Origin of the sequence: Tangfeifania diversioriginum, assembly GCF_900141875.1 — a bacterium.
Classification (GTDB): domain Bacteria; phylum Bacteroidota; class Bacteroidia; order Bacteroidales; family Prolixibacteraceae; genus Tangfeifania; species Tangfeifania diversioriginum.
In genome coordinates this window covers 184,846-199,855 of record NZ_FQZE01000004.1, presented here as the reverse complement: position 1 = coordinate 199,855, position 15,010 = coordinate 184,846, and the positions used below count along the sequence as shown (strand labels likewise).

Here is a 15,010-nt window from a genome sequence, read left to right as displayed (position 1 = left end):
CAGCTACACACGCTGCTTTTTTTGATTTTTCAGAATGTGGTGGTAAAAATAATCCATCTCGGTTTTTATCTCATCTCTGATTTCGCGACACTTTTCCCTGATTTCATTTTCATCGTCAGATTTTTCGTAAGGATTATGGAAACCCAGGTGCATTTTTCTTTTGTGTTTAATCGGCGGAATTTTCAGCTCTTCATTGGTGCCGTCGCCAACAGTTATTAAATAATCAAATTCCATATCCTGATATTCAGAATAATTCCGCGGTTGATGTTGTGAAAGGTTAATGCCGATTTCTTTCATTACCTCAATGGCAATGTCACTCACATGATCAACCGGGGCAATGCCCGCCGATAAAATTTCAAGGTCATAGTCGTAACTCTTTAAAATCGCTTCTGCCATCTGGCTCCTGCATGAATTTTGGTTGCTCAAAAAAAAGATTTTCATTCCGAAAAAGGTTTTAGGTTCAATACTGATTTTACGCTGTTTTATTGCTGCACTTCAAGTGGAAAAAATAACTATTTTCTGTTAAATTATAAATATCACAAGACATGTTATACATTGAAAGTTAATTTTTTGCAGATGTTTTGCAACATAAACTAAGAACACATGTTAAAAAAAATCATTAATAGTACCGATTTTTGACAACCTGGAAATTGATGAAAATTAATTCGCAAACTATTTCGAACAGAACTTATGATGATTGTATGCTTATAAACAAAATTTTACATACTAAAAATGTAACCACGGTACAAATTGTATCTGGCACATTTTATTTTAAAATCTTTGAGTATTAGTGTGTAAATGTCTATTTTCGTAACGAGAAAAAAGTATGCACACCATTTGGTAATGGTATTTTAAATTATTTGTAGATGGAACCTAAAGATCTGAAAAACCCTGAAGGGTTAAAAAGTACGCAAAAAACAACCGCTGAAAAGGATGAAAACACCAAGGAAACTGAAGGGGTAGTCAACGCAGAAAATTCGACAGAAACCACAGATGACACGGGAGAAGAGGCTGAAAAGAGCACTTCTCCGGATGAACAGGCATTGAATGAACCAAAAGAAAAAGCCCCCGAATCTAAAGTGGAAAATCAGGAACCTGTTGAATCAAAAATCCCGGATGAGACAGAAGAGTCAGAACACATAACTTCTGAAGCTTCAACCGAATCTGAAAAAGAGGCTGAAGAAAACAAGGAGGAAAATGAGCCAAATCCCAAATCTGCTCAGTCCGAGGAAAAAGACGAAACAAAGGAACCCGAAATTTCTTCGGAAATAAATGAAGAACCCGGGAAGGGAGAAGCAACAAAAAAAGAAACTCCGCCTGAACCTAAAAAACAGCCTCAGGATGAAGCGGAATCAGAAGAAAATTCAGGCAACAAAGAGGAAGTCACAGCCGAAGAACAGAAAATAAAAGGGAGCCCGGAACCCAAAAAAGAGACTCCTTCAAAAAAAGAAAAGAAGCAAGCGGAACCACAAAAACAAAAAGAGACCCCCGATTACAACAAATATACTCAGGTTGAACTTGTTAACGCCCTGCGCGATATTCTGCAAGAAGATGATTATTACAGCATAAGAGATGATGTAGAAGCCGTAAAAGCAGCTTTTTACAAACAAGTAAAAGACGAAGCTGAACAGCAGAAGAAAAATTTTATCGAGGAAGGCGGCGATGAGTCGGAGTTCAAACCAGAGAAAAGTCCCTACGAAGAAGACATAAAAGATTTACTAAATCGCTACCGGCATCTCAGAACTGAGCACAACAGAAAGCTGGAGCAGGAAAAAGAAGTCAATCTTCAGTTAAAATACGAGGTAATTGAAGAGATTAAAAGTTTGCTCAACAAGGAAGAATCAATCAATAAAACTTTCCAGGATTTTAGGGATTTGCAGCGTCGATGGCGCGAAATCGGACTGGTTCCGCAGTCGAAAGTAAAAGACTTGTGGGAAACTTACCATTTTCATGTTGAAAATTTTTATGATTACATAAAAATCAACAAAGAGTTGCGCGATCTGGATTTAAAGAAAAACCTGGAAATGAAAATCCGACTTTGCGAACAGGCCGAAGAACTTTTGCTGGAGCCCAATATCATCAAGGCTTTTAACGAGCTTCAGAAACTGCATGAGCGCTGGCGTGAAATTGGCCCTGTACCACGGGAGAACAAAGACGATTTGTGGGACAGGTTTAAGGCTTCCACGGCCAAAATAAACAAAAAACACCAGGAATATTTTGACAAGCGAAAAGCCGAACAAAAGAAAAACCTGGAAGCCAAACGTGCATTGTGCGAACAGGTAGAAGAAATTAATGAATTGGATTTGAACACCCACAAAGAGTGGGGCGAGAAATCGAAAGAAGTCATTAATATCCAGAAAGTTTGGCGCACCATCGGGTTTGCTCCACGCAAAGACAACAACAAAATTTACGACCGGTTTCGTAAGGCCTGTGATTCGTTTTTTGATGCCAAACGTGAATTTTATGCCAAAAACAAAGAGCTGCAACAAAATAACCTGCAACTGAAAACTGACTTGTGCATGCAGGCCGAATCGCTGAAAGAAAGTACCGACTGGCGAAAAACCACCCAGGATTTCATAAATATCCAGAAACAGTGGAAAGAAATTGGTCCTGTGCCGCGCAAACAGTCCGATGCCATCTGGAAACGTTTCAGGGCAGCCTGCGACCATTTCTTCAACAAAAAATCGGATCATTTCTCCAATCTCGACTCAGAGCAGGTGGAAAACCTTAAGAAGAAGGAACAACTGATTAAAGATGTCGTAAGCTTTGAATCGAAAGGTGATGTGGATGAGAATCTGAAAAACCTGAAAGATTTTCAACGCCGCTGGACCGAAATAGGGCACGTGCCCATTAAAAAGAAAGATCAGATTCAGAAACAGTTCAGAGATGCTATTAATAAGCTGTTCGACGATTTGAACATTGACGAATCGAAACGGAATTTACTCAAGTTTCGCACCAAAATGGCTTCATTTTCGGAAACTTCGCGGGGCCAAAACAAAATGCAGTTTGAACGCGATAAGTACATGAGTAAACTCAAACAACTTCAAAACGACCTGGTGCTGCTCGACAATAATGTGGGCTTTTTTGCCAAATCAAAAAATGCCGAATCGCTTATTGAAGATGTAAACAGGAAAATTGAGCAAACAAAAGAGAAAATTGAGTTTTTGAAGGAAAAAATCAGGGTAATCGACGAAATGGACGATTCTGAGGAATAGTTACTTTACAGAATAGGATTATCGCATTTTTTAGAAATTGTAGCCGGAGCTTTCCTCAAAAGAGAGTGCCGGCTTTTTTGCGAGTTTTTTAAATTGCCGGACAACAACTAAAAGTAGAAATGTCTTGTTTCAACTACCATATAAATTTTAAATCGCCTGTCCGGTATTGAATAAGAAGAGAATCATTTTATGGAATGAAGAAATTGGTTATTTTCGAGGGCAAAATCAAATACAAAATGAAAAAAATGAAAAAATTATTAATTGGAACTTTTGTGCTGGCACTGGCTTTTGGAGCGTGCCAAAATCAAAAGAAAGGATCTGATACTGATATGAAAAACCCGTTTTTTAAGGAGTGGACAACGCCGCATGGCGTTCCGCCATTTGATGAAATTACCGAAGCACACTTTGTTCCGGCAGTAAAAGAAGGTATTGAACAACAAGCTGCTGAAGTTGAAGCCATTGCTTCCAACCCGGCTGAACCAACATTTGAAAATACCATTTTGGCTCTCGATAAATCGGGCGAACTGCTCGACAAAGTTACCGGCACTTTTTACCCGCTGAACTCGGCCAATACCAGCGAAGATATGCAGGCCATTGCCCGCGAAATTTCGCCGTTGCTCACCCAGCACCGCGATAACATTTCGTTGAATCCCGAACTGTTCAAAAAAATTAAAGCAGTTTACCAAAAACGCAACGATTTAAACCTCGATAAAGAACAGCTTCGTGTTATTGAAAAATATTACGATGATTTTGTAAGAAACGGAGCCAACCTGTCGGATGAAGACCAGGAAACACTGCGGGGACTAAATGAAGAGCTGTCGAAACTGAGTTTGCATTTTGGCGAAAACCTGCTGGCCGAAACCAACAAAAATTTCAAACTGGTAATTGATAACGAAGAAGATCTGGCCGGTTTGCCGGATGATGTTATCGCCCGCGCAGCCGACGATGCCAAAGCTTTTGGTGAAGATGGCAAATGGGTTTTCACCCTGGCAAAACCCAGCATGATCCCTTTTTTGCAGTATGCTGAAAATCGCGACTTGCGCGAAAAACTCTACCGCGGATATTTTATGCGCGGAAATAACGACGATGAATTCGACAATAAAGAAATTATAAAACAAATAGTTCAACTGCGCGACGAGAAGGCTGAATTGCTTGGATTCAACAACCATGCTGAATATATTATTGATGTGAACATGGCCAAAACTCCGGATGCGGTTTACGATTTTCTGATGCAGCTTTGGAACCCGGCTATGGAAATGGCCAAAAAAGATGTGAAAGAAATGCAGGCGATTATCGACAGCGAAGGCGGCGATTTTGAACTGGCATCGTGGGACTGGTGGTATTACATTGAAAAACTGCGCAAGCAAAAGTTCGATCTCGATGAAGCTGAGCTCAAACAATATTTCAGCCTCGAAAATGCCAAAAATGGTATTTTTTACGTGGTTGAAAACCTTTACGGATTGCAGTTTGAAAAACGCGACTGGCCCACTTATCACGAAGAAGCCGAAGTTTACGAGGTACTCGAAGCCGACGGATCGCACCTTGGCGTGTTGTACATGGATTTCCACCCGCGCAACGGCAAAAGGGTAGGAGCATGGTCAACCGGCTTCAGAAGCGCCACATACCGCGACGGTGTGCGCATACCAAGAATAGGTTCTATTGTGATGAACTTCACGCGCCCTTCGGGAGACACTCCTGCTTTGCTTAGCTTTGACGAGGTAAGCACTTTCTTCCACGAATTTGGGCACGCGCTGCACGGGCTGTTTTCTGACGGTCCGTACGACCGCACTTCCGGCACTGTTCCGCGCGATTTTGTTGAACTTCCTTCGCAAATTATGGAGAACTGGGCAGCCGAGCCGGAAGTGATGAAAGTGTATGCCAAACACTACGAAACCGGCGAACCTATTCCTGACGAGTTAATTGAGAAACTCCAGCTGAGCGGTACATTCAACCAGGGTTTTATTACCGGAGAATATGTGGCTGCTTCTCTGCTCGACATGGATTATCACACCACGGAAAATCCGGTTATTGACGATGTGAACACTTTTGAAAAAGCATCGATGGACCGGATTGGACTGATAGATGAAATTTTACCACGTTACCGCAGCACCTACTTTTCGCATATTTTCAGCGGCGGGTATTCTGCCGGGTACTACGTTTATTACTGGGCCGGCGTGCTCGACACCGATGCTTATGCGGCATTTAAAGAAACCGGCGATGTGTTTAACCCGGAAGTCGCGGCTAAATTCCGCACACTGCTTGAAAAATGTGGAGCTGATGAAGGAATGGAAGTTTATAAAAATTTCCGCGGAAAAGAACCTTCGATTGATCCGTTCTTAGAGAAAAAGGGACTGAAATAAGAAAGTTATTAGTAGGCAAAAAAAGCAGTTGGCAAATTCAAATTTTCGCCAACTGCTTTTTTTTACCTGTTGCCAATTCTTATTTTTTTACTTCTACCGGAAACGACTTGGTTTCTGCGCCGGAATAAAGCGTTACATGCGGAAACGGGATTTCAATTCCTTCTTTATCGAAAACAGCTTTAATTTCCTGAAAAACACTGTTTTTTACCGATCGAAAATTGTCTTTTTCAAACCAAACGCCAAAAAGAACTTCAATGCCGCTTGTACCAAATTTATCGAACAAAACCAATGGCTCTGGTTCGTCGAGGCAAAGCGGGTTGTTTTGGGCAATACTAAACAGCAGATTTTTTACTTCGTCCAGGTTTTCTTTATAGGCTACACTTACGGTAAAATCCATGCGCCTGACAGGGAAGCGCGTAACATTGGTGAGGTCGCTGCTGATGACAGTCTGATTGGGAATACGAATCAACACATTATCAAAAGTTTTGATTTTTATCGAAAGCAGATCGATGCTGTAAACCGTGCCCGATTTATCGCCCAGCCGCACTACATCGCCAATCTCGAATGATTTTTCGGAAACCAGGAAAAAACCGCTGACAATATTCCCGATGCTGGTTTGCGAGGCAATTCCCACCACAATTCCAATAATTCCGGCAGCACCAAAAACGGCCGTCAAATCAATGTTCAATTCAGAAATAACAATAAAAAACAGTACGATAAAACCGGTGTAAACAATAGCCCGGTTAATTATCATTTTGCGTTGCTTCGACCAGTTGGCAGGGAGTATTTTCTTCACTAAAAATGAAAATGTATAAATTAGGGCCACACCAATCACCACAACTATAAAAATGAAAAATATTTTTTCGAGGGTAGCTGCGTTAAAATATTTCGACCAGTCAAAGTTCATTATTCTGATTTATAAATGTTTTTAATAAAATGAAAATTAATTTTCAGCATATTTATCGAGCCTGAGATTTTGGGTTTGGCCACAATTTCAGCTTTTTCGCCGTGTATTTTTTTTGAGAAACGGTAATCGGCAACACTAATTACATCTTTTCCTTTGTAATCAAGCGCAGCTAAACTGGTAATAATTTTATCGTTGTTTTTGTAAAGTGCCATATTTCCAACCCGTAAAATCATCCGCTCCACTTTCAGCACTGTTGCCGATGAATTCAAAATACTGACAGGACAAAGTGCCTCGGTCGGCTGAAGACGGGCATCTTTCGGGGTAAAAAAGAAATCGCTCCCGAGAGTAAATGCAGGTTCTCCGCTGTCCGGATCTCCAAACCAGGTGTTCGACAAGCCTTGCGTTTCAAATTCTTTAAGCAGGTTATCCGACGATTTTTTGGCAAAATAGGCCTGGATGGTAAGCGGAATTTTCAGGTAAAAAGTTAATTTTTGTTTGGGCGATACATTTAATTTACTGCCCATAAAAACCAGCGGCTTTGCAGGAAGCGACGGGGTAAGCAGCAACGTATTGGCATTTCCGGTCTGGTAATATTCTCCTTCTGAAAAATCGGGCGTTTTATTTTTGAGCCGCCAATCCCCTTTATTGCTTAACAGTATCCATCCCTCCTTTTCTCGCTTGATGCCGAGTGAAAAATTTTCATATTCTTTTACATGGAATTCGCCCGGTTGAATTTGCAGGGTTCCAAATAGCGGAGATGTTTTCATTATCACTAAAATTTGCTGTCTAATTTAAAAAACATTCGCTAATGTAGCTGCAGAAAATAAAAAAAGGGAACATAAAAAGCTATTTAGCTTTTTATGTTCCCCTGGGTTTATAGCTCCCGGCTGTTTAGATTTCTTCCTCAAAACTGGTTTGTTCCATCCAGGTCGATATCCACAGCTTTGGTAATTTTCCCGATATTTTCGGGATCAATTATTCCGCTGATGCTGATAAGTGCGCTGTCATCACCTCCTACAACCAGAATCAAATCGGAAAATTTCCCGTTGCCTGCATCTTTGGCCAGGAAACGAACAACTTCATCCGATTCAGTAACTTCCATCAATACCTCAAATTCGTTGTTGTCAAAGAAACCATCCTTGCTCAACTCTTCGTAAAAATCGAGTTTACCTGTAATTTCCGAATCTTCAACTGATAGAATGCGAATTCCCGTGAGATTCGATAACATTTCGCTGGTAGTCGGGTCACTCGAATCCACTTTACTGGCAAATCCCAGCAGTTTACCTGAAATGTTTACTGTTGTGAATCCTTCCTTGTTGGCATATTTTTCAAATAATTTATCAACAGGTGATTTTTGTGCCAGTACTGCCAATGGCAGCATAATGGCTAAAAATAAAATTAACTTTTTCATGACTTTCTATTTTTTATATTCGTTTTTTATTGATTTAATTGTTCACTTATAATTACTGCTAATTTACTGCCGATTGAAACTGTTATTGCGATTCAGACTCTTTTGTATCCAGTTTTTCAATATTTTCATAAAACTCATTCACAGGTTGTACTCCTTTTCTAAGTGGCTGCGATGCTGTTTGCAGCTTATCAAAATTTGAAAGTTCGGCCAACCCCTTGTTGTATTTAGCCGACATGTATTCCAACACATCTTCGGCAACAGAATAGGCCACTTGCGGATTTTCAAAAGTATCTTCGTACGTTTTATCTTTCTGCTGGTAGAGCAGGAGCCCGCCCACAACAATAATGATTGAGGCTGCAATTCCGGTTACAGTTTTCCAAAGCGTGCGGTATTTCGATTTTTCCTCTGCTTCGTTTTCCAGAATGTAATTCATTACCTCATTTTCAATGGAATCGTCATTTGCTGTTTTTGATAATTCAGAAATTCCTCCGAAAAATCCGGCATACTCTTCCAGCTCAGCAGCCACATTCCCCGAATGAAAATAAGCTTGCAGTTTCTGCTCGTCATTTTCAGAACTTTCGCCGTTAAAATAGCGTTGCAGCAATTGTTTTACTTCTTGTGTTTCCATTTGAATTCATTTTTAAAAATTCGTCGCGTACTTTCTTGCGGGCCCGCGAAAGGTTCACCCTGATGGCGTTTACCTTGAGCTCGGTTGCTTCCGCAATTTCATCGTACGATAATTGCTCAATGTCTCTCAAATACATCACCGTACGTTGCAGGTCGGGCAGCTGATCTATCAGCTTTTTTATCTGCCCGGCCGATTCACTTAATTCGATCTGTGAATGAACATCAACCGATTCCTCCTTCATTTTCCGGTCAGTTTCGGCATCAATGGGCACTACTTTGTTTGCCCTGAGCAGGTCTAAGCAACGGTTGCGGGTCATGCGCATGGCAAATGCTTCAATATTTTCAACATGAGCCAGTTCGTTCCGTTTTTGCCACAACTTCAGAAAAACATCCTGAACCACATCCCGTGCTTCATCTTCATTTTTCAAAAAATGTGTTGCAAACCGCAGCAACTTTTTGCTCACCGGTAAAACCCTCGTTTTAAAATCACTCGCAACCATCTGCTTTTCTGTTTTTTCATCTGCTTTTTTAGCAGGTTTTCAAAGGTAAGACGTGCAATGTTTTTATTCATTACATCATATTGCATTTTCGCCAATTATTTTTTAAAAATCGTGAAAGAATAATGAAAAGTTGCAAATTTTCCATTCAAAAAACATAACTCTCTCTGGTTTAGCAGGCAATGTATTTGTTTTCGAATTTCTTCTGAAACGGAATATTTATGCAGTGTTAACGGGAAGTTAAACCAGTCTTAAATTAATTCAGTTCTCTATGAATTTATAAGATTATCCATCAAAAATGAATCATTTTTGCAATCATGAACACTCTTTTTTTAAAAAATAAAGATCAGGTGAGCCCGCAATTTGAATCGGATGTTTCACCACCCGGGAAGAATTTTTGTGAGAAGGAAAAAATTTTGAGTGTTCCGTTAGCGTAAACGAAACTTCTCTTTATCTACCTTTCTTTTTTTACAGCCAATCGCAAATTTTAAGTCAGCTGATTTAACTGGCCCGTCTTATTTTTTAACGTATAAACAAAAAAATCAAATAAAGAATATGGAAGGAATATTAAGTAATGCAGTTTCAATCCTAGTAGTGGGAATGATAACCGTACTTCTGATTTTATGGATGGTGGTTGTTGTTGGTAACGTGTTAATCCTGCTCACCAATAAATTCTGGCCGCTTCCCGAAGGAAAAGGAACAGATGGTAGCAGTACCGTTACCGCAAATAAAATGGCCGCAATAGTTGCTGCTGTTCAGATGTACACCGGAGGAAAAGGTAAAATCACAAAAATTGAAAAAGAATAATCATAAAAAAATACCATGGCAAAAGAAATTAAATTTAGTTTATTGTACCGCGACATGTGGCAATCGTCGGGTAAATATGTTCCAACAGTTGACCAATTGCTGAAAGTAGCCCCTGCAATTGTAGATATGGGATGTTTTGCCCGTGTGGAAACCAACGGCGGAGGATTTGAGCAAATTAACCTGCTTTTTGGCGAAAATCCAAACGTGGCCAATCGCCAGTGGACGCAACCCTTTAACGATGCCGGCATTGAAACCCACATGCTCGAGCGTGCGCTCAACGGAATTCGCATGAGCCCCGTGCCGGCCGATGTGCGTAAGTTAATGTATAAAGTAAAAAAGAAACAGGGAACTGATATAGCACGTTCATTCTGTGGATTAAATGACCCGCGTAACCTCGAAGGTTCGATAAAATATGCCAAAGAGGGCGGTATGATTTCGCAGGCTTCCATGAGTTTAACATTTTCGGAAGTTCATACAGTTGAATATTACACCAAACTGGCCGACAAACTCATTGAGATGGGAACCGATGAAATTTGCGTAAAAGATATGGCCGGTATTGGCCGTCCGGCATTTCTCGGGAAAATTGTGAAGAATATTAAAGATCGCCATCCCAAAACACCGGTTCAGTACCACGGACATGCCGGGCCTGGTTTCCAGATGGCCTCAATTCTGGAGGTTGCACGCGCCGGTGCCGATTATGTAGATGTGGCCATGGAACCGCTCTCGTGGGGGACCGGCCATGCTGATTTACTGGCTGTGCAGGCCATGCTCAAAGATGCCGGCTTTAAAGTTCCGGATATCGATATGAAAGCCTACATGCACGTTCGCGCGTTAACCCAGAGTTTCATCGACGATTTTCTGGGCTATTACATCAACCCGCGCAACCGGCTGATGAATTCATTGCTTATTGGTCCCGGATTGCCGGGCGGAATGATGGGCAGCCTTATGGCGGACCTGGAAAACAATCTTGCAAGTCTGAACAAGTGGATGTCGAAACGCGGAAAACCGGAACTTACCCAGGATGAGTTGCTCGTTAAATTATTCGACGAAGTGGCGCATATCTGGCCAATGCTTGGTTATCCGCCGCTTGTGACCCCATTCAGCCAGTATGTGAAAAATCTGGCGTTAATGAATGTTATTCAGCTTGAAAAAGGCAGAGAACGCTGGTCGATGATAGCCGACAATATCTGGGACATGATTCTCGGCAAATCAGGCAAACTGCCCGGCGAACTGGCTCCTGAAATTGTTGAGCTGACAAAAGAGCAGGGCAGGGAGTTTTATACCGGCAATCCGCAGGATTTGTACCCGGATAAACTGGATGAGTTCCGCAATGAGATGAAAGAGAATAACTGGGATTTTGGTGAAGATGATGAAGAGTTGTTTGAGCTGGCTATGCATCCTGAACAGTACAGGGCATACAAATCGGGCCAGGCCAAAGCAGCCTTTGAAGCCGATCTTGCGGAGAAGAAAGCAGAGGAAGAAAAAGCTGAAGCCCCGGCAGCTCCCGCAGCAAAATCAACAGATTGCGAACCTAAAAAACTTAATGTGGAGGTTAACGGTGAAAAATTTGTTGTGAATGTTTCGTGTGCTGAGTCGAATGGTGCCGGGCAAAAAGAAGAAAGTGTTTCGCCCGCAAAGGAAACACAGGTAAAAGCTGCATCCGGGGGGCCGGTAAAAGAAGTTGCAGCTCCACTCGAAGGAAAGTTTTTCTTCACCAAAGATGCTTCTGAAAAAGCCATAAAAGAAGGCGATGAATTAAAAGAAGGTGATGTTGTGGGATACATCGAATCAATGAAAACTTACAATGCCATTCTTGCCGAAGATGCAGGAAAAATTGTGGAAATTTGCCTTAACAATGGCGACGCGGTTGACGAGGATGACATAATTATAAAAATGCAATAACATATGCAGGAGATTTTTTCGAATTTATTTGAAATGACAGCTTTTGGGGCAATCACCTGGAAAACTGTCCTGATGTGGATCATTGCATTTGTTTTGCTCTACCTCGGCATAAGAAAAAAATATGAGCCGCTATTGCTCATTCCCATTGGGTTTGGCGTTTTAGTAGCCAATTTTCCGGGAGCCGAAATGGGTATTGTCGATGCATCGAATATAGAACTGGGGGAAGGGCGCTACAAAAACCTGTTTGAAATTGCGAACGAATTTGGGATTCTTAATTTCCTGTACTATTCGCTTATCAAAACAGGGTTTCTGCCACCCATCATTTTTATGGGGGTGGGGGCGCTTACCGACTTTGGCCCGATGCTCCGCAATCTGCGACTGGCCTTTTTTGGGGCAGCTGCCCAAATCGGAATTTTCAGTGTGCTAATTGGTGCAATTCTGCTGGGATTTAACCTGAACGAAGCGGCATCACTTGGTATTATTGGTGGTGCAGATGGCCCTACAGCCATTTACACCACCATTAAACTGGCTCCGCATCTTTTGGGACCAATTGCCATTGCGGCCTATTCGTACATGGCTTTGGTACCGGTTATTATACCGCTGGTGTCTAAGCTATTGATTACCCCGAAAGAGTTTAAAATCAATATGAAAGAGATGGATAAAAAATATCCGTCGAAACGGAAAATCAAGAACCTGAAAGCCGTTAAAATCATGTTCCCAATTTTGCTGGGAACCATTGTGGCCATTTTTGTGCCTTCGTCTGTGCCGTTGTTGGGAATGTTGCTGTTCGGCAACCTTGTGAAAGAGGTAGGAACTGCCACCAGCCGCCTGGCCGATGCTGCTTCGGGGCCAATAATGAATACCGCAACAATTTTCCTTGGCCTTACAGTAGGAGCAACCATGACGGCGGAAGTATTCCTGACACCCAAAACACTGGGGATTATTGTTGGAGGTTTTATCGCTTTTGCTTTTTCAATTACCGGGGGAATTCTGGCTGTGAAGGGGTATAACCTTTTTGTAACCAAAAAGATTAACCCGCTGATTGGAGCCACCGGACTGAGTGCGGTGCCCATGGCCTCGCGTGTAGCTAACGAACTGGCACTGAAATACAATTCGGGGAATCACATTTTGCAATACTGCATGGCAAGTAACATCTCTGGTGTTATTGGGTCGGCAGTTGCTGCGGGTGTGCTTATTTCGCTGGTTTAAAAAGATGAAAGACATATTTTACAAAAAAGCCGGGCTTGATTAGTCCGGCTTTTTAGTTTAATTGCTAATGTTTATTTATTGTTTTTCAACTGACTGTCCAGTTCGCTTAACTCGAGCCAGCGGAATTCTTTTTCGTCGATGGCTGATTTTATTTGCCCCAGTTGTTTTGATTTTTCAAACAACTTATCATGCGACAAATCGCCTGAATTCAGCAATGTTTCCAGCTCATTTTTTTTCTCTTCAAGGGTTGCAATCTCTTTTTCGAGCGCCTCCATTTCCTGCTTTTCTTTAAATGTGAGTTTCTTTTTGGGACCTTTTTTCAAAGTATGCTTTTGCTCATTTTTTTCAGCTTTTTTTTCGGAAGCAGTTTTTAAGCTTTCTTCTTTTTGTTGCGCTTCCACCGATTTACGGTAGGTAGTATAATCTCCGGGGAAATCGGTGATTTTTCCGTTGCCTTCAAAAATGAAAAGGTGATCCACAATTTTGTCCATGAAAAAGCGGTCGTGCGAAACCACAACCACGCAACCTTCGAACAGCCTGATATACTCTTCCAGCACATTCAGTGTCATAATATCGAGATCGTTGGTGGGCTCATCCAGAATCAGGAAATTTGGATTTTGCATCAGCACAGTGCATAAATAGAGCCGTCGCTGTTCGCCGCCACTCAATTTCTCTATGAAATTATACTGCATTTCGGGAGGGAAAAGAAAACGGGTCAGCAGCTGCGCACTCGTCATTTGCGAACCGTCCTCAAAATGAATGACTTCCGCAATCTTATTTACAGCGTCAATTACCCTTTCTTTGGGATCGAACGTAATTCCTTTCTGACGGTAATGGCCAAATTTAATGGTTTGACCAATTTCAATTTTCCCGCTGTCAGGCTTTATTTTTCCGGTTATCAGGTTTAAAAATGTGGTTTTCCCGGTACCGTTTTTCCCCACAATGCCCACTTTCTCGAAACGCGAAAATTTGTAGGTAAAATCTTCGATTAGCTTCACTCCCGGAAATGATTTGGAAAGATGTTCGGTCTCCACAATTTTTTTTCCCAGTCGTGCCGATTTTACATTCAAATCAATACTTTCTTCGCCAATTTTTTTTGAGGCTTTTTCTTTTAAATTATAAAATGAATCGACCCTGTATTTTGCTTTGGTCCCACGTGCTTTGGGCATGCGCCGCATCCAGTCGAGCTCGGTGCGTAGCAGGTTTTGTGCTTTGGCAACCGATGCCTGTTGCATTTCAATCCGCTCGTTACGTTTTTGCAGAAACAAAGAGTAATTTCCCTGGTAATTATAAATTTGGTTATCGTCCATTTCTATAATTTCGTTGCAAACACGGTCCAGAAAATACCGGTCGTGCGTAACCATGAGCAGTGTTGATTTGGATTTCCCAAGATAGGTTTCCAGCCATTCAATCATCTCCAAATCGAGATGGTTGGTTGGTTCATCCAAAATCAGGAGATCGGGTTTATTGATGAGTACTTTTGCCAGGCCAAGCCGTTTTTGCTGTCCCCCTGAAAGTTGTTTAACCGGTTGATCCAGGTGGTTTATTTTAAGCTGGGTGAGTACCTGTTTAATTTCAACTTCAATGTCCCAGGCACCAAGCTCATCCATTTTAGCCGATAATTCGGTGATTCTTTCCTGGTTATTTTGTTCCATTGCCAGTTCGAATTCCTTCACGGTTTTCATTTTTTCATTGTCGGCTTTGAAGATTTCCTGATGAACTGTATGTTCCGGGTCTAACCGTGGAATTTGTTCGAAATAGCCCATTTCAATATTATTTGAAATGGTAATAGTTCCTGAATCGGGCGAATCTTTGCCGGCCAGCAAATCGAGCAATGTGGATTTACCGGTGCCGTTGCGGGCAATTAAAGCAACTTTCTGCCCCTCGAACAGGGTAAACGATATATTTTCGAAAAGCATGAGCTCGCCCCAACGCTTCGAAAGATTTTCTGCTTGCAGATATGGTTTCATCAATAAATTTTTGGCAAAAATAGAAAATACAAACTAAAAAAGCCGGCGTTAACCGGCTTTTCACGTCTGTTTAATTAACTAATTTAAAACCATTTCTATAGAGGG

The 15,010-nt window shown here is 41.5% G+C and carries 12 protein-coding genes; 5 read left to right on the top strand and 7 right to left on the bottom strand.

What is annotated here, in order from left to right:
• Window positions 1-3: 3 nt before the first annotated feature.
• Window positions 4-441, bottom strand: a complete 438-nt coding sequence (locus tag BUC07_RS04175) for an arsenate reductase ArsC (RefSeq protein ID WP_073165965.1) — start codon at window positions 439-441, stop codon at window positions 4-6.
• A gap of 425 nt (window positions 442-866) precedes the next feature.
• On the opposite strand from BUC07_RS04175, the gene BUC07_RS04170 reads away from it, so the two are divergent.
• A complete protein-coding gene (locus BUC07_RS04170) occupies window positions 867-3,215 on the top strand; it encodes a DUF349 domain-containing protein (RefSeq protein ID WP_083578084.1) in 2,349 nt (782 codons plus the stop codon).
• 245 nt (window positions 3,216-3,460) lie between these two features.
• Window positions 3,461-5,575 carry a M3 family metallopeptidase gene (locus BUC07_RS04165; protein ID WP_073166080.1) on the top strand — a complete coding sequence of 705 codons (2,115 nt, stop codon included), beginning with the start codon at window positions 3,461-3,463 and terminating at the stop codon, window positions 5,573-5,575.
• A 79-nt stretch (window positions 5,576-5,654) separates the two neighbouring features.
• On the opposite strand, the gene BUC07_RS04160 is transcribed toward BUC07_RS04165, so the two are convergent.
• From BUC07_RS04160 to BUC07_RS04140, 5 genes are all read right to left on the bottom strand, one after another.
• Window positions 5,655-6,482 (bottom strand): mechanosensitive ion channel family protein, encoded by an 828-nt coding sequence (locus BUC07_RS04160; RefSeq protein WP_073165963.1) that lies wholly within the window; start codon window positions 6,480-6,482, stop codon window positions 5,655-5,657.
• Window positions 6,482-7,249: a DUF432 domain-containing protein gene (locus tag BUC07_RS04155; RefSeq protein WP_073165960.1), complete on the bottom strand. Its 768-nt coding sequence runs from the start codon at window positions 7,247-7,249 to the stop codon at window positions 6,482-6,484. The genes BUC07_RS04160 and BUC07_RS04155 overlap by 1 nt, the downstream gene beginning before the upstream one ends.
• Before the next feature lie 137 nt (window positions 7,250-7,386).
• Window positions 7,387-7,893 (bottom strand): DUF4252 domain-containing protein, encoded by a 507-nt coding sequence (locus BUC07_RS04150; RefSeq protein WP_083578083.1) that lies wholly within the window; start codon window positions 7,891-7,893, stop codon window positions 7,387-7,389.
• 82 nt (window positions 7,894-7,975) lie between these two features.
• Window positions 7,976-8,521, bottom strand: coding sequence for a hypothetical protein (locus BUC07_RS04145; RefSeq protein ID WP_073165954.1), 546 nt, complete (start codon window positions 8,519-8,521; stop codon window positions 7,976-7,978).
• Complete coding sequence (locus BUC07_RS04140) at window positions 8,478-9,020, bottom strand: RNA polymerase sigma factor (protein ID WP_073165951.1); 543 nt, start codon at window positions 9,018-9,020, stop codon at window positions 8,478-8,480. Before BUC07_RS04140 ends, BUC07_RS04145 begins: the two co-directional genes overlap by 44 nt.
• Window positions 9,021-9,572: 552 nt before the next feature.
• Here BUC07_RS04140 and BUC07_RS04135 point away from each other — a divergent pair.
• Genes BUC07_RS04135 through BUC07_RS04125 form a run of 3 tightly spaced genes read left to right on the top strand, consistent with a single transcriptional unit; the run spans window position 9,573 to window position 12,935 of the window.
• Window positions 9,573-9,824 (top strand): hypothetical protein, encoded by a 252-nt coding sequence (locus BUC07_RS04135; RefSeq protein WP_073165948.1) that lies wholly within the window; start codon window positions 9,573-9,575, stop codon window positions 9,822-9,824.
• A gap of 15 nt (window positions 9,825-9,839) precedes the next feature.
• Window positions 9,840-11,726 (top strand): biotin/lipoyl-containing protein, encoded by a 1,887-nt coding sequence (locus tag BUC07_RS04130; protein WP_073165945.1) that lies wholly within the window; start codon window positions 9,840-9,842, stop codon window positions 11,724-11,726.
• Window positions 11,727-11,729: 3 nt separating this feature from the next.
• Window positions 11,730-12,935, top strand: a complete 1,206-nt coding sequence (locus BUC07_RS04125) for a sodium ion-translocating decarboxylase subunit beta (RefSeq protein ID WP_073165942.1) — start codon at window positions 11,730-11,732, stop codon at window positions 12,933-12,935.
• A gap of 71 nt (window positions 12,936-13,006) precedes the next feature.
• Here BUC07_RS04125 and BUC07_RS04120 read toward each other — a convergent pair whose 3' ends face one another.
• Complete coding sequence (locus BUC07_RS04120; RefSeq protein WP_073165939.1) at window positions 13,007-14,905, bottom strand: ABC-F family ATP-binding cassette domain-containing protein; 1,899 nt, start codon at window positions 14,903-14,905, stop codon at window positions 13,007-13,009.
• Window positions 14,906-15,010 lie beyond the last annotated feature (105 nt).

Bases quoted from the DNA above. Each gene is read 5' to 3' on its own strand.
- BUC07_RS04175 (WP_073165965.1), bottom strand. From the start codon at position 441: ATGAAAATCTTTTTTTTGAGCAACCAAAATTCATGCAGGAGCCAGATG.
- BUC07_RS04170 (WP_083578084.1), top strand. From the start codon at position 867: ATGGAACCTAAAGATCTGAAAAACCCTGAAGGGTTAAAAAGTACGCAA.
- BUC07_RS04165 (WP_073166080.1), top strand. From the start codon at position 3,461: ATGAAAAAATTATTAATTGGAACTTTTGTGCTGGCACTGGCTTTTGGA.
- BUC07_RS04160 (WP_073165963.1), bottom strand. From the start codon at position 6,482: ATGAACTTTGACTGGTCGAAATATTTTAACGCAGCTACCCTCGAAAAA.
- BUC07_RS04155 (WP_073165960.1), bottom strand. From the start codon at position 7,249: ATGAAAACATCTCCGCTATTTGGAACCCTGCAAATTCAACCGGGCGAA.
- BUC07_RS04150 (WP_083578083.1), bottom strand. From the start codon at position 7,893: ATGAAAAAGTTAATTTTATTTTTAGCCATTATGCTGCCATTGGCAGTA.
- BUC07_RS04145 (WP_073165954.1), bottom strand. From the start codon at position 8,521: ATGGAAACACAAGAAGTAAAACAATTGCTGCAACGCTATTTTAACGGC.
- BUC07_RS04140 (WP_073165951.1), bottom strand. From the start codon at position 9,020: ATGGTTGCGAGTGATTTTAAAACGAGGGTTTTACCGGTGAGCAAAAAG.
- BUC07_RS04135 (WP_073165948.1), top strand. From the start codon at position 9,573: ATGGAAGGAATATTAAGTAATGCAGTTTCAATCCTAGTAGTGGGAATG.
- BUC07_RS04130 (WP_073165945.1), top strand. From the start codon at position 9,840: ATGGCAAAAGAAATTAAATTTAGTTTATTGTACCGCGACATGTGGCAA.
- BUC07_RS04125 (WP_073165942.1), top strand. From the start codon at position 11,730: ATGCAGGAGATTTTTTCGAATTTATTTGAAATGACAGCTTTTGGGGCA.
- BUC07_RS04120 (WP_073165939.1), bottom strand. From the start codon at position 14,905: ATGAAACCATATCTGCAAGCAGAAAATCTTTCGAAGCGTTGGGGCGAG.